Here is a 24,094-nt window from a genome sequence, read left to right on the forward strand (position 1 = left end):
GTCCGCTCGCTTATATTCAAATGACAAAATAAAAAAGTAGCTGCTAGACTACTTTGACTCCTTCTTATCACCAAATGAAATGATATACATATTCTCCTGTTACACGCTCATTAATTCCCGCAACCCTAACGAACCTAAGTAAATCCGCTCCTTGAAGGAAATATACCGAAATCGTAACCGGTACTTGCGACCACATGAATTGATAAAGCTCATTCACTCTCTGATTCGTCGTAACGATTAAATCATTTACAGGTCCATGATTCCATGCAGAGGTTTGAACTGAAGTGAAAGAAAGGTCTTTCCCATTAACCACTATTCTTGATACGCTTTGAGTTATGTCCACAATAATCCCCTCCAACATTACAAAAATTGGACCTTTTTTAGTTCATATTATTATAAATATTCTTGACTGTAATAAATGTTTAAGGCAAATCCCTAATAAAGTGAAACTTTAATCAGCTCTCACCAATCGGGCTTTTACTGGCAGCCCGACCCCACCTAACTTCTTTGCTTCCGCTGAATTTTGAGGTGGGGGTATTTACTGCCCGACAAATAGCGGGATAAAATTTTTTTATTCATATCCCTCAATTCCCATTACAACCATATAATTTCTAACCTTATTCAATTTTTGGAATTAATATAAAAAGGCATCTTAATTAGATGCCCTTTACTTATCTTCCACTACAATTCCACTATTAAAATAGCAACGCCAAATCCGATGTAAACCAATCCTATCAATATAAATAGCAATCGGAATCCCCATAAATCACTGATTATTTCTATAATATGCACCAGCACAATAATAATAAAATCTTTAAACCCACTGAAACTATGTTCCTTTGTCTCTCTGATTCCATCAATTACAGTCAGACAAACAATAAAAACACCTAAACCAATTAATATAAAACCTAATACAAGCATTCATATATCCTCTTTTTTCTTTTATCTCCTATTAACGAACATTTTCACATTAAAATTCAGTACATACGAGGAAGTTAGATAAAAAATTAACTACCCGTAAAACCTTATTAGTGTGTACTAATAATTAGAGGGAAGGCCCTCCTCTTCACCTTATATTATCATGAAAGGATATGAGCTTCGGAGTTATTTCTTTATAAAATAAAAAATAGCTAATTCACTACTTAAAAAGTAAAAAAGCATCAGATTGACTAGTATGTAGATGGTTAAATGCATGTAAAATGATTTTAAATTATCTACTCTTTTTTTAGCTCGGAAGTAACTCTCATCTCGTCCCATCTTTATACACCACTTTCTTAATCACACTGAACGCAATATTCAATTGATGAGTTTGTCATTTCGTTACCTCCAATTAACGCTTTTGTTCAATGTAGTTATTTTCTTGTATAATAAAAGTTAATTAATCTAGAAGGGATTCTGAGAAAGAGCGAAAAATCAGCTGGAAAGCTTATCGATTTAAATATCTATTCGAAATTAATAAGCGATTAATTTTAGTCACTCTGCCCATACTCAATCAAAGTGTGGGCTTCTTTAATTTCTGTATAAAATTCAAAAGTTTGACACAATCCTGGAAAAAGCTTATAAAGAAAAGTGAGGTTCCATTATTTTCACACTTAGTAGCGCAGTCATGTTACATATAATTTTATAAGTGTGAACGAACTACAAAACTAAAAAACAAATAATAAGTTTGCAACATGTTTGCAAATACGAATTTTGCATATAAATTCGTGTGATATTGAAAGGAGTTTTACTTATGAAAGAAATTAAAACAGAACAAGAATTCAAAGACATCATCGCAAGCGAGGAGCCTGTAGTTGTTAAGTTCTTTACTACATGGTGCCCAGATTGCGTACGTATGGACAACTTTATCGGAGATGTAATGGAAGAGTTCAATAAATTTGAATGGTACTCTATCAATAAAGATGAGTTTCCAAGTATCGCTGAAGAGTATCAAGTAATGGGTATTCCAAGTTTACTTGTATACCAAAACGGTGAGAAGCTAGGCCACTTACATAGTGCTAATGCAAAAACAGAAGAGCAAGTTACTGAGTTTTTAGAAGCATACTAAAATGAAAGCCCTCTGGAAAATATTTTTCAGAGGGTTTTCATCTATTTTCACAATTATCTTTTGAAGTTTTTCATCGTTTAATGAATTACACCTTGTCATGATAAGAATAATACGTAGTAAGAAAAGTATTCGTTTCCTCATCCATCTACCCTCCTATCTCTTTAGTAAATAAACTCCAATTAGGTTCACACCTTGACTTTGTACTTTTCAACATATTTTTCCTTTACGAAACTTTGTTATCCCCTTCTTAAAAAGCTATAAAACGTCAACAATGTTTGTATAGACCCACACGACTTTCGTTTGATACTCTATTTATAGAAAGAAATTCCTTTAAAGAAAGGTGAGTGATTAAAATGGATACTCTTTCTCATAAAGAAGCTGATAAAGGTGCTATTGTCAGCATTATGGCCTACATATTTTTATCCTCTATGAAAATCATCATCAGTTATATTACCCTCTCTAGCGCATTACGCGCTGACGGTTTAAATAACTTAACGGATATCGGTGCTTCTTTAGCGATATTAATTGGTCTAAAAATATCTCGTAAACCTCGTGACCCAGATCATCCGTATGGGCATTCGCGTGCCGAACAAATCGCATCACTTGTTGCGTCCTTCATTATGGCAACAGTCGGATTAGAAGTTGTTATTAGTGCCATTCAATCTTTCTTAAATCCGAAACAAGCAGCGCCTAATGTACTCGCTGCATGGGTTGCTTTATTTTCTGCTGTCGTTATGTACTGCGTGTATTTGTATACGAAAAAAATTGCAGCACGAACAAAAAGTAAATCATTAGAAGCCGCTGCAAAGGATAATTTATCAGATGCACTCGTAAGTATTGGTACCGTAGTAGGTATTGTCGGTTCTCAGTTCCAAATGCCTATTTTAGACCCTATTGCCGCTTTAATTGTCGGTCTTATTATTTGTAAAACTGCATGGGAGATTTTTGTAGAATCTTCTCATATGCTAACAGATGGAATTGATCCTGATAAAATGGAAGAATACGCTGATGCTATTGAGCATATTGGCGGTGTGGAAAACATTGTAGATATTCGAGCACGTATGTATGGGAATCAAACGTACGTTGATATTACAATTGAAGTAGATGCTCGCATGGATGTTGGAGAAAGTCACTGTATTACCGACAACATCGAAGCTATGCTGCGCAAAAAATTTGGAATTTACCATGCACACATTCATGTTGAGCCAATTAAAAAAGAACCTATTATGACATAGGTTCTTTTTTTATGAACGTTTTATGGAATATAACACATAAAACGAGCCAGCTACCGCCAGCTGCCCATCCTGCTAATATGTCAGATGGATAGTGCACGCCAAGATATATTCGGCTAACTGAAATAGATAATACAACAAAGCTTGCTATAAGAATAATTAACAATTTTTTATGCAACGAAATACGCTCTTCAGTAATTGTGACGTATGCAATAAATCCTAAAAAAGCAGTAGCATTCATCGTATGACCGCTCGGAAAACTATATCCAGTTGCAGTAACAAGCTGCGTGACATCAGGTCTTGCTCGTTCGTACCATAGTTTAAGCATACTGTTTAAATAACGAGATCCGTAGTAATTAATTGTTAGAAGTAACGCACTAAGTAACTTTTTTCTAACGAGAAAATACATTACAAGAATAATGAGTAATGGAAAATATATTCTTTTGGAACCGATAAAAGACACCCAAGTAAAATAGGTCGTCAAATAATCGTTTCGAAAGCTTTGAATAAAATGTGCGACTATATTGTCAAAGTTCTCAATCCAAGCGGTATGATACGAAAGTGATAATACGACAAAACAAATGAGTAACGTAAAACTTAGCAAGTATAAATGTCGATATCGTTTCACATACATAACCTCACTATGCAAAAAAATGGAGCGGTTGTTTTAGTTTTCCTCTCCATTTCTTTTTTATGCATAGTTTATTAAAAAATATAATTATTAATTTTTTGCTTCATCTCAGGGATATCTTCTCTTGTTACGGTAAAACGAATCACCTTCTCATCAAGATCAAGCGCCTCAGCGAATAATCCAGCTAAACCACGGGATTTTCTATCTACTTCCATAATAATTTCTAGTCGGTCGTATGCACGTGGCAAGATTAATAATTCTAATTCATCTAATTTCCCATAATGCTCTCCAGAAACCGGAATAAACTCAAATTCTTGTGCGAATGGAACTTGCTTACGTAATCGATGCGGTAATTCTTCACATTCTATATGACGTGCTTTAAACCCTAATTCATTTACACTATCTAAAACACTACTTAATAATGCATTAGGTAACACTTGAACGTAGTCGCGGTCACTTGGGTCTATACTACGTTTAATATCAAGACCTGTATGAATCCAAACCGTTTTCATACCAAGTGTAAGTGGTGCTTCAATTGGCATTGGAAAAGAAAATGGAATTTCAACTTTTTCATTCGGTTCTACAGAAAAAGGTTCTGTTAAGCGTACTCGCTCTAAATCATATGTTGCTGTTACTTTTTTATCATCCACTTCTCGTACATACGACGTCGATAATGTTAAGTAAATGCTTTCAATTTGTTGGCTAACTGAACCTCCAGTTATATGAACCTTTCCAACTATTTCTTCCCCAACAATATACTCATCTTTTTCAAGAACAGTATCTACCTTTGCACTTCCAATACCAACGCTTGCTAAAAACTTTTGAAACATGGAGTCTCCATCCTTTCTAAAGCAGAAGCTACATCTTGTTTTAAATCTTGTACATTCTCATAGTACGGCGTTTTTATTTGTAACATTCGCATAAGCATTTCACGATTATAATGTTCCAAAGTTAATTCTTCGTACCATGGTTTTTCCTGTTTTTCATTAGATTCATATCCTGCATATAATAAAAATAATGAGAAATGACCGAGCGCATAAAAGTCGCTACGAAAGTGAACTTCTCGCATCAAAGCTTGTTCACCTTCGTAAGTTGTAGCTCGCTCATCATCCTCACCTTTCCATTTAGCCAATCCAAAATCAATAATACTAATTTGATTTTCTTTCATTAGTATGTTTGGAATGCGTAAATCTCGATGAATAATGCCTTCACTATGAAACACCGATACAATTTCTAATATTTCATATAAAATCTCAAAAACTTCACGTTCTGTATATACATACCCATCTATGAAAATATAATCTTCAAAATTTTTACCAGGCATGTACTCCATCACAAAGAAGCTCTTTTTCTCCCATAGGAAATGATCATATAGACTAGGAATTGCATGATGATTTAATGTTTGTAAGATCATTTTCTCTTGTTCAAATGATTTTCTACCAGACTCATATCTTTGTTTACTTTGTCTTAATTGTTTTAAGACTTTATATCTATTTATTTGTAAATCATTAACGACATATGTAACCCCATAACTGCCCATTCCAATTACTGATTCAATTTTATAACGCTCTGCAACAATTGTATTTTTTCGCAGTGGTCTATCAAATAATGCTAGTACACGACGCCATTTCATCAGCTACTTGAAAAGAAGCTACGGCTTTTACGTTTTCTTTTATAATGTTGATGTCCATAACCAGATGAACGTCGTTTATAATCGCTACTTGAATACGAGCGCCCTCTACGACGATAATCACTACTTGAATACGAACGATATTTTTTCTTTCCTAATAAAGAATCAATAATTTTTTTGAACATTCCTTCACCTCTTGAGTAAAATTTCCTTTTCATTATACCAATAATTATTGACTATATTTGTGACAGGTTTGTAAAGAGTAAAAAACGACGAGTTATGCCCGTCGTTACTTTCATTCATCCTCTTCATCAAAAACTTCATCAATCATGCATTTCTCTAATAAATACTCAAATGTAATATCTGCGAGATCTTCAATTTCTTCTCGTTTTGGGACGTACCCTCTTTCAATTAGTTGCTCATAAAAAAACTCCGCAATCTCTTCCGTATCAATCACGACTTCAATTTCCTTCATGAGCATCACTCCTTTATTTCTGTTTTATGAAAAAATCTCAAAATTATGTATATGAGATTAGAAAAATAGATTTTATTTTTTTATAGGTCATAAGCTTTGGACGAGATGCATACGATTGTAGTACAAGCTATTCAAAGGGGGAAATAATAATGGAAAATCAATATGAAGTAGGACAAACAAAAGAAGAGTTCATGCATGAAGATCAATGGGCAGACTCTCTTATAAAGTGGCTTTTTATTTTTTTAATAGTTGTAGGCATACCTTATACTGCATATGTTGTTGTTCAATTTATTCTCTCTTTCTAGTTAACTATTTTTTCTCTGTCAATTTAACTAAATAATTATGAACAACATCCATTACAATTTTATATTCTTCATCTTTAAATGTATCGAACAATAATTGATAATCGTTATAAATATCAAGTAATCCATCAATGATTTCTTGACGATTCGTCTTAACACTCACTTTTTTCGAGTTGTTAATTGACTTTAACTTTCCTAAATCTAATTTATTCATACCTGCTTTATCTTGTTTCATTTTCTTCAAAATTGCATTTGCCGTTTGAGCATTGGCGAGTAACGTTAAATCTGATTCATCCGCTTCTAACCATTCACCATCCGTAATCCGTGACAATTCATAAATTGTATCTTCCCATGCGTCATTCTTATATCTCCATACTTCTGTACGAAAACCAACAATACGGAAAACATCTTTATCATATCCAGTTACTTGCACAAGATCACCAAACGTGAAATTATAATTTAATTCAATCCACTCCGTATCGCCCTTTTTCATATCTTGCTCTGTAACGTGCTGCAATGTTTGCTCTACGTAAAATCCATCGTGATTATTGACTTCGTATACATAAACTCCATCTAAAACCTTCATATTTGTGATTTTCCCAACGGTTCCATATAGCGTAATCACGACTATGTCCCCTACGTTGTATTTAGGTTGTTTTTTTCTTGCCATCTCTATCTCTCCTTTTTTTGACGTCGTGATTTTGATATCAGTATATGCAACCTACATAAAAACGCTTATCACAGAAGCTTATATTCATAAATTTTTTCAATAAAAAATATAATCTTATAAAATTTACATTACACTCAAACAAAAGCTAGTAACTAGACTAGCTTCAAATCAACAAATTTCATAATAAAAAAACATACAGAATACTTCACTTTAAATAAAGTAATGTATTCTGTATGTTTTCAAATAGTTTTTATCTATCTTGTATGTATAAATCCCAGGCTTCATCAAATATAGACATACTTTCTAGCATTCCGCTCAACTCTAAGTATGAACTAATTTCATCATAGTCTTCAGATTGCTTCGGAAAACTTAAATCATCATACATCGCCTCTGCTAAATCTGAAATTTCATTTCTAAATAAAGCTGCACGATGCTTCATCATATAATGGTAAAATGTCTTTTTCAAAAATATTCCCTACCTTTCTAACTTGGGTACATTATACAAGGCAAAAAAGAAAAAAACCAGCATAAAAGCTGGTTAAAAGTCGAAATAATTTCTTTTTAATAGACGCGGTCTTCCCATTAATTCTTCATATGTTAGTTGTTTTGGTAAATCTTTCGTGTAAATTAAGAATAATTGATCTTCAATTTCTTTTACTGTATGGTCTGATTGATAGTCCATCCCGCACGAGGAACAAGAAATACATGGTGTCTCTTGGATTTCAATGGCTTTCGTACCATCTGGTAATTCCCAATATACAGTATTCAAGCTTTCTTTCGCTTCTGTACTGTCACACCACATACAATTCATACTGCATCACCCTCAGTTTTTTTGTCGTTTTCTTCTAACTTAGCCATTTGTGCTTGATATTTTTTATCTTTTAATTGATCGCGCTTATCACGTTTATCTTTTAAAGATGCATGAGTATCATTATCTTCGTAGTCTTTACGACGGTTCATACGCTGTAAGTCGTCTGGAACGAGGTTAAATTTCTTATCGCTCATAAGACCTGCGATACCAACATCTGAACGTTTTTCTTCGTAGTTCGGATAAATCTCTTTAAAGTATCCTTCCGCTCTTCCTGGAATATAGCTCTCTGGCTCTGGATACGTCGTAATAACACCTTCAAAGTTACGAAGTACAACTTTATCTGCACTTTGTGAGATTAAATAGTTTGGTTGAAGTGCAATTTTACCGCCTCCGCCTGGCGCATCAACAACGAATGTCGGAACAGCATAACCAGATGTGTGTCCACGTAAACCTTCAATAATTTCAAGACCTTTAGATACTGGTGCACGGAAGTGACCGATACCTTCAGATAAGTCACATTGATAAATGTAGTATGGACGTACACGGATTTTTACTAAGTCATGCATAAGTTTTTTCATAATTGGAACGCTGTCGTTAATACCAGCTAAAATTACTGCTTGGTTTCCGACTGGAACACCAGCATTCGCTAACATTTCACATGCCTTTTTCGATTCTTCAGTAATTTCAATAGATGTATTGAAATGTGTATTTAACCATACTGGATGGTATTTTTTAATAATGTTACATAAGTTTTCTGTAATACGTTGTGGGAATACTACTGGTGCCCTCGTTCCGATACGAATAATCTCAACATGCGGAATCTCTCGTAAATTTTTTAATACATATTCTAAAATTTTATCGTTAATTAGAAGTCCGTCACCACCGGAGATTAATACATCTCGTACTTGTGGCGTTTCACGAATATAAGCAATTGCATCATCTAATTGTTTCTTCGGTACACCCATTCCAATTTGTCCACTAAAACGACGACGTGTACAGTAACGACAATACATAGAACATTGATTTGTTACTAAGAATAGTACACGGTCCGGATAACGATGTGTTAGCCCTGGAACTGGTGAATCTTCGTCTTCGTGAAGTGGGTCTTCTAAATCATATTTTGTTTTATATAACTCTTCCGAAATCGGTACTGATTGCATCCGAATCGGACAGCGTGGATCATCAGGATTCATTAGCCAAGCATAGTACGGTGTAATGTTTAACGGGATCGTTTTCGTTGAAATTTTAACGCCCTCTTCTTCTTCAGGTGTTAAGTTAATTACTTTTCTTAAGTCATCTAACGTTTTGATCGTATTCGTTAATTGCCAAACCCAATCATTCCATTGCTCTTCAGTAACATCTTTCCATAATTCGATATCCTTCCAGTGACGATTTGGTTTGTATACATCATGTAACATTGCTATTCCCCCTTTTTATACGCTCATCCTTTATATAAGCAATAGTTATGCCAACTTTACATTGTTGATAAGTAAATGTGCGGAGAACCCTATTACATAAGCGAAAAAATATTTTTAAGCGTTGTATGAAATCAATACTTAACATCATATTCATTACTTTTTATATATGTAAACGCTCTTTTATTCGTGCAAACACACAAAAACCGCCGATTATTCGGCGGTTTTGTCGTACTTGCTCAGTTTATATTGAAGCGTTTGACGAGGGATACCCAACATTTTTGCGGCTTGTAATATATTCCCTTCCGTTTCAATCAACGCTTGATCTATTAATTCTTTTTCTGTTTGATGAAGTGCTTCTCTAAGTGGCATTATACCCTTCTTCTTCGAAAACTTCTCTTTCCGAAATGTACGTGGTAAACAATTGGCTGTTAATGTATTCCCTTCTGCAATAATAACAGCATGTTCAATCGTATGTTTTAACTCCCGTACATTTCCAGGCCACTGATAAGCTTGCAGGCTATCTTTCGCTTCCTCATCAATTTGAAGTACACCTTTTTTATAACTTTTATTATATTCTTTCAAAAAATAAGATGCTAATAATAGTACATCCTCAGTTCTTTCACGAAGCGGTGGGATATATAATGAAAATACGTTTAAGCGATAATATAAATCAGTGCGAATTTTATTCTCTCGTAAACATATTTCTGGAGGCTGGTTCATCGCGGTAATAACACGAACATCTACTTTTCTCGTCTTATTATCACCAATTCTTCTAATGACTCCATCTTCTAACACTCGTAACATTTTTGCCTGCAAATCAAGAGGCATTGAATTCAGTTCATCTAAAAATAATGTACCACCATCAACAAGTTCAAATAGCCCAGCTCTTTCAATCGCTCCCGTATAGCTTCCTTTTGTCGTTCCAAACAATAAACTTTCTAATAGCGACTCTGGTAAAGCTGCACAGTTTTGTGCAATAAATGGCTTGTTTTTTCTTTTAGAAGCTTCATGAATTGCTTGTACGAACAGTTCTTTTCCTGTTCCTGTTTCACCATATATTAAAACATTCGCGTCTGTTGGTGCTACTTTTTGTGCTAACTCTTTCGTCTGTTTAAACCGCGTATCATTTGTCACTATTGTCTCAAATGCAGCGTGCTTTTTAATCACTTTTTTTCTAGATGATCGCTTTATTTTCGACTGTAAGTCAACAATTGTGTCAGTAAGCTTTTGAATTGTAGAGTAATCCTTTGCAATTTCAACAGCCCCAGCAATATTCCCATCTATAAAAATAGGTAACGTCGTATTTACTGTACAAACATCTTCACCATTTAAATTTTGATAATGTTGTACCTGATGTACGATAGGTTTTTTTGTATCTAGTACTTTCATCAATGTACTCGTTTCCCTTGATAAAGACGGGAACGCTTCTAACAGATGTTTCCCTAACACTTTTTCAATCTTCGATCCATCGTGTTTTGCAGCTACAGAATTATAAAATATTGTAATTCCATTTTCATCTACAGCGTGTATAGCCTCATCAATACTGCCCAAAATCGCTTCAATGACTTCTTGTGTCGAAACTGCTAGCAATGTCATCCCCCCTCTTGCCGAAAATCCAGCAATTACATGCCGAATTTTCGGCACACCTATGTGCGATTGTAAGCATGACGATTCCGTTCTATAATTTTAATCAATTTTATATTTTCATTAGATAACTCGAAACTCTAATTAGTACGGCTTTTTCAAACACCCAGCTCCACCTAACTGTTTTGCTTTACAGCCAAATTTTGAGGCGGAAGTTTTACTGCTTTCGAATAGCTAGATAGATCTTTCACCCATATATTCATATCTTCCAACTTATCGAAAATGTAGCAATTATTCGCCAGTCTTCCTGTATACGTATAGCCTAATTGATGAAAGGCAGCATTCATTCCGAAAGAAAGCGATCGAGCAATTGTATAGGAGCAGAAAATAGATCTTTCTTGAAGTTCTTCCTCTAATTTAATTAGTAAACTTTTCATAAATCCATGTTTACGGTATTCAGGTAAAGTAGCACAATTCGTTAATTCTGCATTCCCTTCCTTTATGTTCATTTCTGCAGATGCTGTACTAATAATTTTCCCCTCAAATTCATACACGTAGTAAATTGTATCGTCTTCTTTCATCGTCTGTAATACATAACTCGCTTCATTTAAAGGTGTCGGATACACTTCAAATACTTTTCCGAATACAGTTGCTAATTCTTCTGCATCTTCTTCAGTCGCTTTTCTCAGCAAAAATTTCTCTGGAACTACTTTTTCTTTTATTTCTTTTCCTTTTACACCGCTTAATATAGTATCTTCCTCAATCCAATGCATACTATTTCGTCTTTCATCATTATTATATTTCACAAAAAAGTATGCATCGTGTCCTTGAAAATAATGAGGTATCGTTGCTTCCAACAAAAAACCGAAAGAGAGCCATGTTGAAACATGCTCTCCCTTTCCTTTAATAATACATTTAGTGAAAGAATGTTTCTCTGCTAGTTCGTCAATTGTCTGTATAATACTTTCAACATTTCCTGTATAGTGATCTATCCGAATACGCTTATTAAAATAATCTAAAACACCTTCTACTGTATAACAATTCGTCTGTTCTCTAAAAGATTCATAGTATTTCATCTTTTCACCTCACACCAATCTAGTAATGTACATGCAATAATTTTTGCGGCAGCTATCATTTTATCAACTTCTATATATTCGTTTGGATAGTGTGCTACTTTCGTCTCTCCTGGACCAAATACTATTGTTGGTACGTTTGCAATTTGTGTAAATAAACCTCCATCAGTCCCCCACGGAGATGCTTCAATAATTGGTTCGTTCCCTTCGATTTCAACAAAGTTGTGATGAAGTGTCGTAATGAGTTCATGATTCTCTTCTAGTTCACCAGGAACCCATCTCGCTCCAAACCATTCTACTTCTACTGGATTTTCAACAAACCAATTGTCCACATCATTTAATTCAGCAATCCAATTCTCAAACTCTTCTTTTGCCGCCTCTATAGTCTCATTCGGCGCAACACCGCATCTTCCTTCTAAAATTAATTCATCGGGAACAGAACTTGGCCAACTCCCTCCTTCAATTTTCCCAATGTTAATTGGAATTGGAATCGGAATTTCTTTAAATAACGGATCTGTAATTCGACTATTTCTTTTCTTCTCTAGCTTTCTTACATGTTCTATAACAAACATACTTTTTTCAATTGCACTAACCCCTTCATAGCGCGTTCCACCGTGTGCAGCTTTCCCTTTTACACGTAGACGAAACCACATGGAACCTTGTTGTTTCGGGAAAAACTTCATATTAGTAGGCTCCGGAATAATGACACCATCTGCCTTATATCCTCGTAATATAGTTGCTAATGTCCCTGCTCCGCCACTTTCCTCTTCTATTACACTTTGAAAATAGATGTCTCCTTTTAATTCAATGTTAGATTCAATAATCGCTTCCATCGCAAGCATAAGTGCGACATTTCCGCCCTTCATATCCGTCGTTCCACGGCCATATATACGATTTCCGATTTTCTCACCGCTATAAGGATGATGTTCCCACTGATTCACATCCCCTTCTGGAACTACATCAATATGCCCATTCAATATCATAGATTTCCCGTCGCCACTTCCTTTTAAAGTTGCTACAATATTTGGGCTATCTGAAAAACTTGTACGGGGTGATACAAAATAAGGATGATCTTTCATTTTAGAAAAAGAAGGCTCCCATATATCGAGCTCTAAACCTAATTCACGTAATTTTTCAATCACAATTGCCTGCGCACCGCTTTCATCACCAGATACGCTCTTTTCTTGAATTAATCGTTTTAAAAATTTCACACTTTCCTCTTCATGGCTCTCAATATAATCACAAACTTGCTTTTTTAATTGCTCCATATATTACATCTCCCTTCATTCAATTACTAGTAAGTTAGAACTAATTTGAAAATCAGCTTCTGTATGTCGTTTTACATCTTCTACTGTGTATGGGCTCATTAATTCTTGTAATATAAGTCCACTCGGAGTTACCTCCATGACTGCCATATCAGTAATAATTAAATCTACACATTTCTTTGAAGTTAATGGCAATGTACACTCTGAAACAATTTTTGCATTTCCGTACTTATCAACATGATTCATCACAACAACGACCCGCTTCGCTTTTTGCGCTAAATCCATTGCTCCACCAATACCTGGAACACGTTTTCCAGGTACAATCCAGTTTGCTAAATCACCATTTTCACTTACTTGTAATGAACCAAGAATCGTTATATCTAGCAAACCTTTTCGAATCATCCCAAACGCTGTGCAGCTATCGAAATAACTCGCTCCTGTTATAAGAGAAGTTGGTAAACCTGCTGCATTACACAAATTTTCATCTTCATTCCCTTTACTTGGCGTTGGTCCCATGCCGACGATTCCATTTTCCGCATGAAACATAACATTTATATCGTCAGGCAAATGATTTGGTACAAGCGATGGTATGCCAATACCTAAATTTACAATCATACCATTTTGTATTTCTTTCGCCGCACGCCTAGCAATCTTATCCCTCACTTCTACGCCCATACCCATTTCCAGTTCACTCCTTCCGACGGTACAATATAATTTACGAAAACACCTGGAACGACAATTTCCTCTGGATCTAAACTTCCAAGCGGGACTATTTCTTCTGCTTCTACAATTGTTATATCCCCAGCCATAGCTACATGGGGATTCATATTTCGTGCACTTTTGTCAAATACAAGATTACCAAACGGATCTGCCTTTTTCGCATATACAATTGAAACTTCAGCAGTTAATGCTGTTTCAACTAAGTAGGTCTTACCATTCATTTCAACTGTTCGTTTTCCCTCTTCCACAATCGTATCAACACCAACATCAACTAAAACACCACCAAGACCAACGCCACCAGCGCGAATACGCTCTGCTAATGTTCCCTGCGGAGAAAACTCAATTTGTAACCTTCCCTCGTTTAGTTGCCTTCCTGCATTTGGATTGGAGCCAATGTGAGAAGTAATTATTGATTTAACTCTTTCATTTGTAACAAGACGACCGATACCTACATCAGGAAATCCAGTGTCATTTCCAATTAAATTTAAATTTGTAACGCCTTTTTCTAAAATTGCCTGTATTAAAGATGGAGGGGATCCAATCCCTCCAAATCCCCCAAACATCAATGTCATATCATCATGGAACAAAGAAATTACTTCCTCAATTTCTTTTAATTTACCGAATGTATTTGTAATAGTTGTCATGCGATACTATGCCCTCCTTTTTGCATCATCTCTTCCACACTTTTAGAGAAAATTGAAAGTAATTCATCTAACTCGGAATATGTAGTTGTCATTGGCGGTGCTACAAGCAGTGCACTATCTTCTTTTCCTGCTTGCCCTGAAACTGCTTGGTATAAAAGCAGACCATTTTTAGCTGCAACTGAAATAAGCTCTGACGCTTTTGTAAACGGTTGCAATTCTACTCCGATTAGCAACCCTTTTCCGCGCACATCAGCAATGATTGTCGATTGTTGCTGAACTTTCTGTAAGCCTTTTATTAAATACTCTCCCTTTTCTGCTGTTTTTTCAGGAAGATTATGTTTCTCCATATATTCAATAACAGCTAAAGCCGTTGCTGCAGACAATGGATTTGCACTTAACGTATGACCGCTCATTACTGAACGTGATCCACGTAATATTGGTTCCATAACACGATCACTTACAACTGTCGCTGCCATCGGTGTATATCCCGCTCCTAACCCTTTACCAAGTGTCATAATATCCGGCTCTACGCCCCAATGCTCCATCGCAAACCATGCTCCAGTACGACCAAGCCCAGTCATTACTTCATCCGCAATAAATAAAATATCGTAATGGTCGCAAATCTCTTTAATGACTTTATAATAGTCTTTCGGCGGAACAACCGCGCCTCCAGCTGCTCCGATAATCGGCTCAGCAATAAAAGCAGCAATATGCTCTGCACCAATTCTTTCAATTGATCTTTCTAGTTCAGTCGCACATGCCAGCTGACAAGTTGGATATACCTTTTGAACAGGACATCTGAAACAATATGGAGCTGGTATAGTCGGATAATCTTCCAAAATAGATACGAAACGTTGTCTACGTAGTGGATGCCCAGACATCGATAAAGCACCCATCGTAATACCGTGATAACTCATCCATCTTGATAAAATTTTATGTTTCCCTTGAATACCTCGCTCTTGAAAATGCTGAATTGCAATTTTCATAGCTGTTTCATTCGCTTCCGTACCACTATTTACAAAAAAACTCCAGTTCAAATCTCCTACACTTAAATCACTTAACTTCTTCGCTAATTTTTCAGCTGGTTCACTCGTAAACTGTGATCTATAAACGAAAGCAATCTCCTCAGCTTGCTTTTTAATAACGTCTGCAATCTCCTTTACGCCATGCCCAATACCTGCCGTAATTGCTCCTGACGAACCATCAAAATATTTATTGCCATTTTGATCATACAAATAAACACCTTTTCCATGTGAAATCATTGGATACGGCTGACCAACAAGTGGTTTAATTAAGTAATCGCGCATAGCGCTCCCCCATTTCTCCAATTTGTATATATATATGAAGAAAATTGACGTTTCTTTCATAAAAAAGAATCCTCTGCAAAAGCAGTGAATTTATCAAAAAACTATTATAAAATATACAAATGAGTGCTTAAAAATTTTTATAAAACAGAAAATTCAGAACTAAAAAACCGAAGACCAACCCTTTTCTATACGCCCAAATAACCCTCCTTTTTATATGAAATGACTACATCACCAAATGTTTTTATAGCATAATGCCAGCTGTCCTTAAATGCCGACATTCTGTACACTTCGACGGAACTCCCGTTAAACTCCTTCCTATTATCCTACTTTAAATTGCATATTTTAAAACAAATTTCGACACCCACCTTACTAATCAATTCAGATTCCTATTCATTATGTAAACTTTTCAGTTTTAAACTATAAAAAAAGAACCGATTAACCACACTAATCAGTTCGTCATGACGCTCTCTTATGGGTTAATACTGTCAATTGCTAAAATAAATAGAAAAATGAAGTTTACAAATTCATCCTACAGCCTATAACACAAAACCTTTTCATAACTTCATTCACAATTACTATCGGGATATCCCTATCCCGAAGTGGCACTCCTTTCCTCAGATTCAAAGTATCTTTCCTTTATAATTTATGTAGGACAATTATCACTTTGTATGTGTATTTGCCTATAATTAAAAAAATCCCTAGTTTTCTAGCGATTTTTGGACATGTATTCAATATGTTAATTGAAATGCACTTTCAATTTGGCATTTATTTTACTTTCGTACAGTCATATGTACTGCTTTACTCTGCGAAATTCTCGTAAGCACCAGCACCTCTTTATGAAAACATATTTGTTGTCAATTTTTAATTTTCCCTTTATAAAATCATTTTTTTTGCATAACCGCTTTCTTGCTTCGCATATAGTTTTAATGATGACAAAGGAGGAATGTTCATGTCTCAATCTGAAATCGAAAAATATGGACAAGAAGTTACACAATACGAACAACTCGCACGTTACTATCAGTTTCGTAATCCTAAAAAATATATAGAATTATATATGAAATATTACGATGCACTATCAAAACTTGTACAGGCGTATGAAACAAGAGACTCACAAGAAGCTGCTTTACCGTCACATATAAGAATTTTTCATGCCGATCCAAATATACCAGCGGTTGACATTTTAGTAAACGGACAAAAGGTTATTAAAAATATTTCATTTAAGCAATTCAGCCCTTATTTATCATTAGTGCAAGGTAAATACCGTATAGATATTGTTCCTGTCGGAAATGAAACTCCAATCTTTTCAGCGTTGGTACCAATAATGGGAAATCATACTTATACTCTTGCTGCAATAAATAGTGATAATCACCTACAATTACAGCCTATACTTGATAATACACATTTACCAGCTGGTCAAGCCAAAATACGGTTTGCACATTTCTCTCCAGATACCCCTGTTGTAAACGTAGATTTAAAAGATGGGGATCATTTATTTGAAAATGTACTCTTTAAACAAATAACAGATTTTTTGCAAGTTAGCCCTGGTACAGCAGATATTGAAATTTCACTCGCAGATAATAAAAACGTTTTATTGACTATACCAAAATTCAATGTTGAACCAAATGTTATTTATACAATTTCAATAGTAGGTTATTCAACTAAAGATCCTAAATTAGAAGCCGTTATACTCACAAATTAAAACAGTCTACACCATTCATTTGGTGTAGACTGTTTATTTTTGAAATGCAATTTGAAATTCTGTCCAATCGTTATCTGATCGACACATAATGGATCCATTATGTTTTTCCACAATTTGTTTACATACAAATAATCCAATACCAGTTCCTAACTTTTTAGTAGTTACAAATGGTTCAAAAATCGTTTCTACATTTTCAGCTGGAATCATTGGTCCATTATTTTTTATCACAATTCGAATAGCTTGATCTTCTTCAAATACATCAATGATAATTTTTCGTTCTTCTTTCATTGATTCAAGAGCATCAATTGAATTCATTAATATGTTTAAAAATACTTGTCTCACTTCACTCCGATAACCAACAAGCGGAATTGGATACGGTAAATTCTTTTCAATCAAAACATTCGCATTGACCAAACTCGGATATAAGAATTGTATAATGTCTTGAAACAAGTCATTAAGCCAAAACCGTTCCGATTCATTCCACATTTCTTTTTTCGATACGAGTAAAAATTGCGAAATACGAAAATTTAATTGATCTAATTCATGCGAAATAATATCTAAATACGATAAACTCGGATGATCCGCCTTTAATAATTTAACAAACCCCATAATGGAAGTAAGCGGATTACGAAATTCATGTACAAAACTAGCTGACATTTGCCCTAAAATCGTCAGCCTTTCTTTATGTGTTTCGTTAATATATTGCTGTTTTTCCTCTAAATTCTTCGATATAATTTCCGAGTATTTTAAAACGGTATAATAAATTAATTTGTCAAAACAAGTATGTATTTTTGCCATAATTGGTTTCAATTCACGAGCGCTAACATCTAATTCACACATCGCTTCGAAAAGTTCATTTCTTCCCACGTTTGCGTTATAAACAAAATCTCCAATATTCGCATCTGCTCCAGCACGTTCAATAGCAATTTTCTCACATAACGGTTGAAGATAATTTATATCTTTATCTTCCATAGTAAGTTCGATAATTAACTCTAGTAAATCCTCTCCATTTTGAACTACTTCTAGTTTAAATGGATCTTTTTCGGAAATTATCATTTTGTTTTTCCAGTTCTCTACGAATTGGTGCCTATTGTTTTTCAAGTGTGAACAAAATATTTCTTTAATATCCTTATCGATTGGAAAAACCTCCATTCCCTCCATTTCCATACGACGAATACCCTTTATATTTTGAATATTAACACAAAAAATACGATTCGTTAATAGATTTTTGTCACATTTTGTTAATTTCTGTTGATAAAATTATTTTTTCTTTCTTATTTAACTAATTGTATACAAATCCCCTTTTTCCTTCACATATTTTCATTATTTCCGTAGTCAAAACGACTTTTTTTTGCATCATTTTTAATTCTTGCGTACAATAGAAAATGAAAGGTGTGAAAAATATGGTAAATAAAAATGTGGAAGATTATCTCCAAGAAGGCATTTACGGCCAAAAGCAAAACAAACCAGAAGAACGTAATATGTATTTAACTACATTACGTGAGCGTGTGGAAATCGCTTTAACAATCGGTCAAGTAATGCAAAGTAATGTATACTCTGAAGTGGCGGGTAGCATGCGCTCTTCTCAATCATTACAACTCCTCCTAAATGGTGGCATTGCTTACCCACATTTATCAAAATACATTAAATTAGCAAACGAAAAAAATGTTCCTTTTACAATTGTTCAAAATAAAGATACAAAAACACCAATCGGTTTAGTATTAACTCATGCTACTGCTATAGATAAAGAACAAATTTATGTAGAAGATACTATTTTCAAACAAGAAATGAAGTAAAAGTTACACTTAATTAAATAGTTACTAGAAGCGTAAAAAACGAGTATGGAATCGTAAACATTTCCTACTCGTTTTTTAGTGCAAGTTTTAAGTTTTTCCACTTTATTTTTTAATACATACTAATTTCATTTCTGTCATTTCTTCTATTGCATATTTAATTCCTTCGCGTCCCGTGCCACTTTCTTTCACACCACCATAAGGCATATGATCTACTCTGAACGTTGGAATATCATTAATCATGACACCACCAACCTCTAGCTCATCAATTGCACGCATTGCTTTAAATAAATTATTTGTAAATACTCCTGCCTGTAAGCCGTAACGCGAATTATTTACTTGCTCAATCGCTTCATCAAATTCTTTAAATGTATTTACTGTCATGAGTGGACCGAATACTTCTTGGCACTGCACAGATACATGATCTGGAACATTTGTTAATACAGTCGGTTCAAAAATTCTTGCATCCTGCTTCTTACCACCACATAAAACAGTTGCTCCTTCCTTAATTGCTTCTTGAACCCACATATCAATTCGCTCTACATCTTTTTTTGAAATTAAAGCTGATACATCCGTTTCCTCAAGCAATGGATCACCAACAACAACTGATTCCATCGCTTTCTTTAGCTTTGAGAGAAATTCATGTATTTTCGTTTCATGTACAAAAACACGTTGTACTGAAATACAAACTTGCCCATTATTAACAAATGCTCCCCATTTTACACGTTCAATTATTTCATCTGTTAACTCTACATCTTCATCAATAATAACAGCAGCATTTGAGCCTAGTTCTAACGTAACTCGTCTTAGCCCAGCCTTTTGTTTTATTCCGATTCCAACTTTTGGACTTCCGGTAAAAGTAATAGAAGCAACGTAATCATTTTTGACGATTGCCTCACCAACCGTGGGGCCAGGGCCAGAAATGATATTTAAAGCTCCATTTGGCAATCCTGCCTCTTCAAATAACTCAACTAATGCATAAGATGATAATGGCGTTTGATCAGCTGGCTTTAATACAACTGTATTTCCGGCAGCGATTGCTGGTCCAACTTTATGCGCTACTAAATTTAATGGGAAATTAAATGGTGTAATAGCCCCTATAACCCCAATCGGCTTTCGGATTGTATATGCAATACGCCCATCTGCACCAGGTGCGGCGTCTAATGGCAATGTCTCACCATATATACGCTTCGCTTCTTCAGCTGCAAATTTGTACGTTTGAACAGTACGATCTACTTCTCCCCTTGCAGCACGTATTGGTTTTGCAGCTTCTTTTGCAATAATCTCTGCAAATTCTTCTCTTCTTTCATCCATTTTTTGTGCAACTTTCTCTAAAATAGTCGCACGATCATATGCAGATAATTTATTCATTTTTATCATTGCATTTTTTGCAGCAGTAACAGCCTCTTTTACATCTTCTTCCGTTCCTTGTGCAATTTCCGCTAATGTTTCTTCAGAATATGGTGCGTATAATGGTTTATACGTGTTTACAGATTTCCAACTTCCGTTTATATATAAATGCTTTTTCATACTTCTTCTCCTTCCAAATATATGTATACAACAATATTTCACCTAGTGAAAGGTTCAACTTATGTCATTGTATCATAGCCCCTATCCCTCAAAAAACATTATGCTCAAAAAAACTCTGCTATATAGCAGAGTTTACGAGCTAATTTGCTCTTGTAACGAAATTTGTTTTTCATCTTCTAAAATAACAATCGATTCTACTATCTTTGTAACTTCTAATCTTTTTATATAATGTCCATCTAATTCTTTCACACAAAACTTATAATTTTCAATTTCAATGGAATCCTCTTCAGCAATCTCTATATTCTTCGTTAAAATCCAACCACCGATTGTATCAATACCATCATCATCAATCCCTAAACCAAATAACGTATTCACTTCACTAACAAGTACTTTTCCCTCTAGTATCGTCTTCGTTTCACTAACCTTTTGAATTTCTGGCTGCTCATCCGTATCAAACTCATCCTGAATATCTCCAACAATTTCTTCCAAAATATCTTCAACAGTAACAAGTCCAGATGTCCCACCATATTCATCTATCAATATAGCAATATGTGTTCTTTCTTTTTGCATTTTTAAAAACAAATCATGAATTGGAATAGAATCGATAACTAAAATAATTGGTCTCACATATTGCTCTACTGTCTTCTTATTAACAGCTTTATGTTGTACAAACTCAGTAAAAATATCTTTAAAATTCACAAAACCTATTACGTGGTCTTTGTCGCCATCAACAACTGGATACCTTGTATATTTTTCGCGAGACATTTTTTGCAAAGCTTCTTCAGCAGGCATTTCTTTACTTATAATATTCATTTCAGTTCGAGGTACCATTATTTCTTTTGCAATCCGATCATCAAATTCAAAAATTTTATTTACATATTTATATTCAGATTGATTAATCTCACCATTTTTATAACTTTCTGAAACTAACAACCGTAATTCTTCTTCTGAATGAACCTCATCATGCCCCTTCGGCGGTTTCAGCCCTAGCAGCTTCGTAATGATTCGAGCTGAACCATTTAATAGCCAAATGAATGGGAATGCAATACGATAAAAGAAAATTAACGGCTTAGAAACAAGCAAACTCACTTGTTCAGATTTTTGAATTGCAAATGTTTTTGGGGCCAATTCCCCTATTACAACATGTAAAAAAGTAATTAACAAAAATACTAAAGTTACAGCAAAAATGTCTGCTAGTTGAGTAGAGATATTCCAATTTGCAAAAAGCGTATCAAACATTTGCTTTAACGCAGGTTTACCAAACCACCCAATTCCTAAAGCTGTAACAGTAATTCCTAACTGACAAGCAGATAAATATTCGTCTAAGTTTGTAATGACTGTTTTGACCGATGTTGCACGATTATTTCCTTCTGCAATTAAATAGTCAATTCGTGAACTTCTCACTTTAACAATTGCAAATTCTGCTGCAACGAAAAATGCCGTTAAGGCAATTAAAACAATCACTATACTTATACTATATATGTCCAAATACTTTTCCTTACTTACTTTGTAAGCAAGGAAGCCACCTCCTACTTAATTTTATTCAAGTGAAGTAAGCATTCTAATACTCTAACAAAATTCTACATTAGCAACCACCTTTTTATATATTATATGCATACATAAAAAAGATATTTATCATTATGATAATCTAATTCATTTACACTCGTCAAATTATTCTAAATGTTACGATAAGACATTTTTATTTAAAAGAACTATTCTCCTCAACTCAATTTCGTGAAAAAACACTTTCTTTGCCGATTCCACACTTCTTTTGTCGCACTAGAAGGGAACTTACTTCATAGCTCGAAATCATTCAACAGGATATATATAGGAGGGATTATTTTGGAATATAAAACACCATTTATCGCAAAGAAATTAGGTGTTAGCCCAAAGGCTGTTGTCCGGATCGCGCAACAATTAAATCTTACGATAGAGAAAAACAAATATGGCCACTTTATTTTCACACAAGAGGATGTCGATCAAATGTTAGAACACCATCGATTTCAAATAGAGCAATCTCAAAATTCTCAATCTACTCAAAAGGCTTCCTCAAATGAAGTTGAGGAATTAAAAACTCAAGTTAATACAATTGTTCAAAACATATCATCGAATGATTTTGAGCAATTAGCTAATCAATTAAACACTATTACGAGAAGACTTGATCGAATGGAAGAACAAATGCAAGATAAGGCAAATGATGTCGTCACGTACCAACTTTTACAACACCGTCGTGAAATGGAGGAAATGTTAGAGCGAATTCAAAAGTTAGAAGCTGCCCTAACGAAAGAAGAACCCATTTATATTACTCCGGATTCAAAACCAACATATGAACGAGAAAAGAAACCGAAGCGCCGCAAAATGATTTTTAGTATATTTGGATTATAATTTTTAGACCCTTATTAAAATAATAAGGGTCTTTTTTAATGAAGAGTTATATCCTATACAAATATTATTCTCTTTATTATACATATTCACTTCGCTTTATTTCGTTAACATAATATTTTTACTGTATTCTGTAATTAATGCCTGTGCATGAGCATTCCCTTGAATCACATCACGAAATTCTTTTAAAGAATACAAATGCGTAACCCCTTTTCGAGCATGAATTCTTACTGGTACACCTTGTAAAGTATCATGAAACTGAAAAGGATTATCTATTGGTTCAATTGGAAAACCAAGTGTAAGTAAATACATATACATTCTTTTTGTTACTGCTGCAATGTACCATTCAGCTTTTGTTTCTAACGCATGTATAAATAAAATAGCTGTTAGCCTTTTGAAATGTCCTCTTCCACGAGACGTTTTCGAAATACTTAACTTGCCTATTTCATATACATTCTTCAAATCTTTTACTAAATCATTTTTAGAAAACGGATAGAAAAACTCAGAATTCGATTGTTCAGGTACCGTATACTTAATACATTCTACTGTACCAATAGGATGTTCATCTTCTATTAATAAAAATCGTGATGGATTTAAATTACGTTCTACGAACATTAAGTTTCTTTCTTCACAAAAATCTCCCCATAGTTGCTCGAACCCAAAATGTTCTTCCTTTGTTTGAACACGCTGGAACATATTTAACCGCCTTTCCCATCGCCGCTCTGTTTTTTGATAACGCTTTCACTATCTATCATATAAGAACAAATCTTCGTATGCAACTAAAAATATTTATGACTTATTATATTCTGCAAAATGAATTAGATTCCAATTTAATCGACTTTTATCCCGCGCTCACATTCCTTTTAATAACACATTTGTAG

At 34.5% G+C, this 24,094-nt stretch carries 27 protein-coding genes and 1 pseudogene; 6 read left to right on the forward strand and 22 right to left on the reverse strand.

The window, feature by feature from the left end; translation table 11 throughout:
- Window positions 1-67: 67 nt before the first annotated feature.
- The 3 genes and pseudogenes from ACTFR3_RS16105 to ACTFR3_RS16115 all read right to left on the reverse strand — a co-directional run.
- Window positions 68-343, reverse strand: coding sequence for a hypothetical protein (locus ACTFR3_RS16105; protein ID WP_000355695.1), 276 nt, complete (start codon window positions 341-343; stop codon window positions 68-70).
- A gap of 338 nt (window positions 344-681) precedes the next feature.
- Window positions 682-921: a hypothetical protein gene (locus ACTFR3_RS16110; RefSeq protein ID WP_440044581.1), complete on the reverse strand. Its 240-nt coding sequence runs from the start codon at window positions 919-921 to the stop codon at window positions 682-684.
- Window positions 922-1,152: 231 nt separating this feature from the next.
- A pseudogene (locus tag ACTFR3_RS16115) lies at window positions 1,153-1,257 on the reverse strand (2TM domain-containing protein); the annotation flags it as partial.
- Window positions 1,258-1,732: 475 nt separating this feature from the next.
- Between ACTFR3_RS16115 and ACTFR3_RS16120 the strand changes: the two are divergent.
- Together ACTFR3_RS16120 and ACTFR3_RS16125 are read left to right on the forward strand one after the other, a co-directional pair.
- A complete protein-coding gene (locus ACTFR3_RS16120; protein WP_000658787.1) occupies window positions 1,733-2,047 on the forward strand; it encodes a thioredoxin family protein in 315 nt (104 codons plus the stop codon).
- A gap of 353 nt (window positions 2,048-2,400) precedes the next feature.
- The gene (locus ACTFR3_RS16125) at window positions 2,401-3,282 is read left to right on the forward strand and encodes a cation diffusion facilitator family transporter (RefSeq protein WP_377826335.1); all 882 of its coding nucleotides are present in this window, start codon (window positions 2,401-2,403) and stop codon (window positions 3,280-3,282) included.
- Here the strand turns inward: ACTFR3_RS16125 and ACTFR3_RS16130 are convergent.
- The 5 genes from ACTFR3_RS16130 to ACTFR3_RS16150 form a co-directional block, all read right to left on the reverse strand.
- A complete protein-coding gene (locus ACTFR3_RS16130) occupies window positions 3,272-3,907 on the reverse strand; it encodes a phosphatase PAP2 family protein (protein ID WP_440044582.1) in 636 nt (211 codons plus the stop codon). The two genes, ACTFR3_RS16125 and ACTFR3_RS16130, sit on opposite strands and share 11 nt — an antisense overlap.
- Window positions 3,908-3,984: 77 nt before the next feature.
- Window positions 3,985-4,740 carry a sporulation protein gene (locus tag ACTFR3_RS16135; RefSeq protein WP_000486625.1) on the reverse strand — a complete coding sequence of 252 codons (756 nt, stop codon included), beginning with the start codon at window positions 4,738-4,740 and terminating at the stop codon, window positions 3,985-3,987.
- Window positions 4,722-5,543, reverse strand: a complete 822-nt coding sequence (locus tag ACTFR3_RS16140) for a serine/threonine protein kinase (RefSeq protein ID WP_000872063.1) — start codon at window positions 5,541-5,543, stop codon at window positions 4,722-4,724. The genes ACTFR3_RS16135 and ACTFR3_RS16140 overlap by 19 nt, the downstream gene beginning before the upstream one ends.
- Window positions 5,543-5,725, reverse strand: coding sequence for a hypothetical protein (locus ACTFR3_RS16145; protein ID WP_000473371.1), 183 nt, complete (start codon window positions 5,723-5,725; stop codon window positions 5,543-5,545). The genes ACTFR3_RS16140 and ACTFR3_RS16145 overlap by 1 nt, the downstream gene beginning before the upstream one ends.
- 110 nt (window positions 5,726-5,835) lie before the next feature.
- Complete coding sequence (locus ACTFR3_RS16150) at window positions 5,836-6,015, reverse strand: YozD family protein (protein WP_000658451.1); 180 nt, start codon at window positions 6,013-6,015, stop codon at window positions 5,836-5,838.
- 149 nt (window positions 6,016-6,164) lie between these two features.
- Between ACTFR3_RS16150 and ACTFR3_RS16155 the strand changes: the two genes are divergently transcribed.
- Entirely contained in the window at window positions 6,165-6,320 is a 156-nt protein-coding gene (locus tag ACTFR3_RS16155; protein ID WP_000431486.1) for a DUF3930 family protein, read from the forward strand.
- Between the two features lie 4 nt (window positions 6,321-6,324).
- Here the strand turns inward: ACTFR3_RS16155 and ACTFR3_RS16160 are convergent, their stop codons facing one another.
- The 10 genes from ACTFR3_RS16160 to ACTFR3_RS16205 form a co-directional block, all read right to left on the reverse strand.
- A complete protein-coding gene (locus ACTFR3_RS16160) occupies window positions 6,325-6,987 on the reverse strand; it encodes a hypothetical protein (RefSeq protein WP_000101499.1) in 663 nt (220 codons plus the stop codon).
- A 250-nt stretch (window positions 6,988-7,237) separates the two neighbouring features.
- Window positions 7,238-7,453: a YozE family protein gene (locus ACTFR3_RS16165; RefSeq protein ID WP_000750717.1), complete on the reverse strand. Its 216-nt coding sequence runs from the start codon at window positions 7,451-7,453 to the stop codon at window positions 7,238-7,240.
- Window positions 7,454-7,525: 72 nt separating this feature from the next.
- Window positions 7,526-7,798 (reverse strand): YokU family protein, encoded by a 273-nt coding sequence (locus tag ACTFR3_RS16170; protein WP_000995763.1) that lies wholly within the window; start codon window positions 7,796-7,798, stop codon window positions 7,526-7,528.
- Window positions 7,795-9,216, reverse strand: coding sequence for a lysine 2,3-aminomutase (gene ablA / locus ACTFR3_RS16175; RefSeq protein WP_000902142.1), 1,422 nt, complete (start codon window positions 9,214-9,216; stop codon window positions 7,795-7,797). Before ablA ends, ACTFR3_RS16170 begins: the two co-directional genes overlap by 4 nt.
- A 210-nt stretch (window positions 9,217-9,426) precedes the next feature.
- On the reverse strand, window positions 9,427-10,812 hold the full coding sequence (gene rocR / locus ACTFR3_RS16180) for an arginine utilization transcriptional regulator RocR (protein ID WP_440044583.1): 1,386 nt from the start codon (window positions 10,810-10,812) through the stop codon (window positions 9,427-9,429).
- Between the two features lie 164 nt (window positions 10,813-10,976).
- Entirely contained in the window at window positions 10,977-11,876 is a 900-nt protein-coding gene (gene ablB, locus ACTFR3_RS16185; RefSeq protein WP_440044584.1) for a putative beta-lysine N-acetyltransferase, read from the reverse strand.
- Complete coding sequence (locus ACTFR3_RS16190; protein WP_033696337.1) at window positions 11,873-13,141, reverse strand: peptidase; 1,269 nt, start codon at window positions 13,139-13,141, stop codon at window positions 11,873-11,875. The genes ablB and ACTFR3_RS16190 overlap by 4 nt, the downstream gene beginning before the upstream one ends.
- Window positions 13,142-13,156: 15 nt before the next feature.
- The gene (locus tag ACTFR3_RS16195; protein WP_000525278.1) at window positions 13,157-13,819 is read right to left on the reverse strand and encodes a CoA transferase subunit B; all 663 of its coding nucleotides are present in this window, start codon (window positions 13,817-13,819) and stop codon (window positions 13,157-13,159) included.
- Window positions 13,804-14,502 (reverse strand): acetate CoA-transferase subunit alpha, encoded by a 699-nt coding sequence (gene atoD / locus ACTFR3_RS16200; protein ID WP_000208102.1) that lies wholly within the window; start codon window positions 14,500-14,502, stop codon window positions 13,804-13,806. The genes ACTFR3_RS16195 and atoD overlap by 16 nt, the downstream gene beginning before the upstream one ends.
- Window positions 14,499-15,809, reverse strand: a complete 1,311-nt coding sequence (locus tag ACTFR3_RS16205; RefSeq protein WP_001205882.1) for an aspartate aminotransferase family protein — start codon at window positions 15,807-15,809, stop codon at window positions 14,499-14,501. The genes atoD and ACTFR3_RS16205 overlap by 4 nt, the downstream gene beginning before the upstream one ends.
- A 949-nt stretch (window positions 15,810-16,758) precedes the next feature.
- Here ACTFR3_RS16205 and ACTFR3_RS16210 point away from each other — a divergent pair.
- Window positions 16,759-17,508 (forward strand): DUF4397 domain-containing protein, encoded by a 750-nt coding sequence (locus ACTFR3_RS16210; RefSeq protein ID WP_000083284.1) that lies wholly within the window; start codon window positions 16,759-16,761, stop codon window positions 17,506-17,508.
- 33 nt (window positions 17,509-17,541) lie between these two features.
- Here the strand turns inward: ACTFR3_RS16210 and ACTFR3_RS16215 are convergent, their stop codons facing one another.
- A complete protein-coding gene (locus ACTFR3_RS16215; RefSeq protein WP_000425086.1) occupies window positions 17,542-18,675 on the reverse strand; it encodes a BA2291 family sporulation histidine kinase in 1,134 nt (377 codons plus the stop codon).
- A 236-nt stretch (window positions 18,676-18,911) separates the two neighbouring features.
- Between ACTFR3_RS16215 and ACTFR3_RS16220 the strand changes: the two genes are divergently transcribed.
- The gene (locus tag ACTFR3_RS16220) at window positions 18,912-19,304 is read left to right on the forward strand and encodes a YueI family protein (RefSeq protein ID WP_000247558.1); all 393 of its coding nucleotides are present in this window, start codon (window positions 18,912-18,914) and stop codon (window positions 19,302-19,304) included.
- Window positions 19,305-19,406: 102 nt separating this feature from the next.
- On the opposite strand, the gene ACTFR3_RS16225 is transcribed toward ACTFR3_RS16220, so the two are convergent.
- Complete coding sequence (locus tag ACTFR3_RS16225; protein WP_440044585.1) at window positions 19,407-20,831, reverse strand: aldehyde dehydrogenase family protein; 1,425 nt, start codon at window positions 20,829-20,831, stop codon at window positions 19,407-19,409.
- A 132-nt stretch (window positions 20,832-20,963) separates the two neighbouring features.
- Entirely contained in the window at window positions 20,964-22,319 is a 1,356-nt protein-coding gene (locus ACTFR3_RS16230) for a hemolysin family protein (protein WP_440044587.1), read from the reverse strand.
- Between the two features lie 354 nt (window positions 22,320-22,673).
- Between ACTFR3_RS16230 and racA the strand changes: the two genes are divergently transcribed.
- Window positions 22,674-23,216 (forward strand): chromosome-anchoring protein RacA, encoded by a 543-nt coding sequence (racA, locus tag ACTFR3_RS16235; RefSeq protein WP_000456023.1) that lies wholly within the window; start codon window positions 22,674-22,676, stop codon window positions 23,214-23,216.
- 96 nt (window positions 23,217-23,312) lie between these two features.
- Here racA and ACTFR3_RS16240 read toward each other — a convergent pair whose 3' ends face one another.
- Window positions 23,313-23,909: a hypothetical protein gene (locus ACTFR3_RS16240; protein ID WP_000487796.1), complete on the reverse strand. Its 597-nt coding sequence runs from the start codon at window positions 23,907-23,909 to the stop codon at window positions 23,313-23,315.
- Window positions 23,910-24,094 lie beyond the last annotated feature (185 nt).

The organism is Bacillus cereus group sp. MYBK14-1, assembly GCF_051916885.1.
Classification (GTDB): Bacteria; Bacillota; Bacilli; order Bacillales; family Bacillaceae_G; genus Bacillus_A; species Bacillus_A cereus.

Excerpts from the sequence above, each read along its gene's own strand:
- ablB (WP_440044584.1), bottom strand. The coding sequence starts at position 11,876 with ATGAAATACTATGAATCTTTTAGAGAACAGACGAATTGTTATACAGTA.
- ACTFR3_RS16135 (WP_000486625.1), bottom strand. The coding sequence starts at position 4,740 with ATGTTTCAAAAGTTTTTAGCAAGCGTTGGTATTGGAAGTGCAAAGGTA.
- ACTFR3_RS16195 (WP_000525278.1), bottom strand. The coding sequence starts at position 13,819 with ATGGGTATGGGCGTAGAAGTGAGGGATAAGATTGCTAGGCGTGCGGCG.
- ACTFR3_RS16140 (WP_000872063.1), bottom strand. The coding sequence starts at position 5,543 with ATGAAATGGCGTCGTGTACTAGCATTATTTGATAGACCACTGCGAAAA.
- ACTFR3_RS16190 (WP_033696337.1), bottom strand. The coding sequence starts at position 13,141 with ATGGAGCAATTAAAAAAGCAAGTTTGTGATTATATTGAGAGCCATGAA.
- ACTFR3_RS16225 (WP_440044585.1), bottom strand. The coding sequence starts at position 20,831 with ATGAAAAAGCATTTATATATAAACGGAAGTTGGAAATCTGTAAACACG.
- ACTFR3_RS16210 (WP_000083284.1), top strand. The coding sequence starts at position 16,759 with ATGTCTCAATCTGAAATCGAAAAATATGGACAAGAAGTTACACAATAC.
- ACTFR3_RS16205 (WP_001205882.1), bottom strand. The coding sequence starts at position 15,809 with ATGCGCGATTACTTAATTAAACCACTTGTTGGTCAGCCGTATCCAATG.
- ACTFR3_RS16240 (WP_000487796.1), bottom strand. The coding sequence starts at position 23,909 with ATGTTCCAGCGTGTTCAAACAAAGGAAGAACATTTTGGGTTCGAGCAA.
- rocR (WP_440044583.1), bottom strand. The coding sequence starts at position 10,812 with ATGACATTGCTAGCAGTTTCGACACAAGAAGTCATTGAAGCGATTTTG.
- ACTFR3_RS16150 (WP_000658451.1), bottom strand. The coding sequence starts at position 6,015 with ATGAAGGAAATTGAAGTCGTGATTGATACGGAAGAGATTGCGGAGTTT.
- ACTFR3_RS16215 (WP_000425086.1), bottom strand. The coding sequence starts at position 18,675 with ATGGAAATGGAGGGAATGGAGGTTTTTCCAATCGATAAGGATATTAAA.
- ablA (WP_000902142.1), bottom strand. The coding sequence starts at position 9,216 with ATGTTACATGATGTATACAAACCAAATCGTCACTGGAAGGATATCGAA.
- ACTFR3_RS16170 (WP_000995763.1), bottom strand. The coding sequence starts at position 7,798 with ATGAATTGTATGTGGTGTGACAGTACAGAAGCGAAAGAAAGCTTGAAT.
- atoD (WP_000208102.1), bottom strand. The coding sequence starts at position 14,502 with ATGACAACTATTACAAATACATTCGGTAAATTAAAAGAAATTGAGGAA.
- ACTFR3_RS16120 (WP_000658787.1), top strand. The coding sequence starts at position 1,733 with ATGAAAGAAATTAAAACAGAACAAGAATTCAAAGACATCATCGCAAGC.
- ACTFR3_RS16160 (WP_000101499.1), bottom strand. The coding sequence starts at position 6,987 with ATGGCAAGAAAAAAACAACCTAAATACAACGTAGGGGACATAGTCGTG.
- ACTFR3_RS16110 (WP_440044581.1), bottom strand. The coding sequence starts at position 921 with ATGCTTGTATTAGGTTTTATATTAATTGGTTTAGGTGTTTTTATTGTT.
- ACTFR3_RS16145 (WP_000473371.1), bottom strand. The coding sequence starts at position 5,725 with ATGTTCAAAAAAATTATTGATTCTTTATTAGGAAAGAAAAAATATCGT.
- ACTFR3_RS16125 (WP_377826335.1), top strand. The coding sequence starts at position 2,401 with ATGGATACTCTTTCTCATAAAGAAGCTGATAAAGGTGCTATTGTCAGC.
- ACTFR3_RS16155 (WP_000431486.1), top strand. The coding sequence starts at position 6,165 with ATGGAAAATCAATATGAAGTAGGACAAACAAAAGAAGAGTTCATGCAT.
- ACTFR3_RS16220 (WP_000247558.1), top strand. The coding sequence starts at position 18,912 with ATGGTAAATAAAAATGTGGAAGATTATCTCCAAGAAGGCATTTACGGC.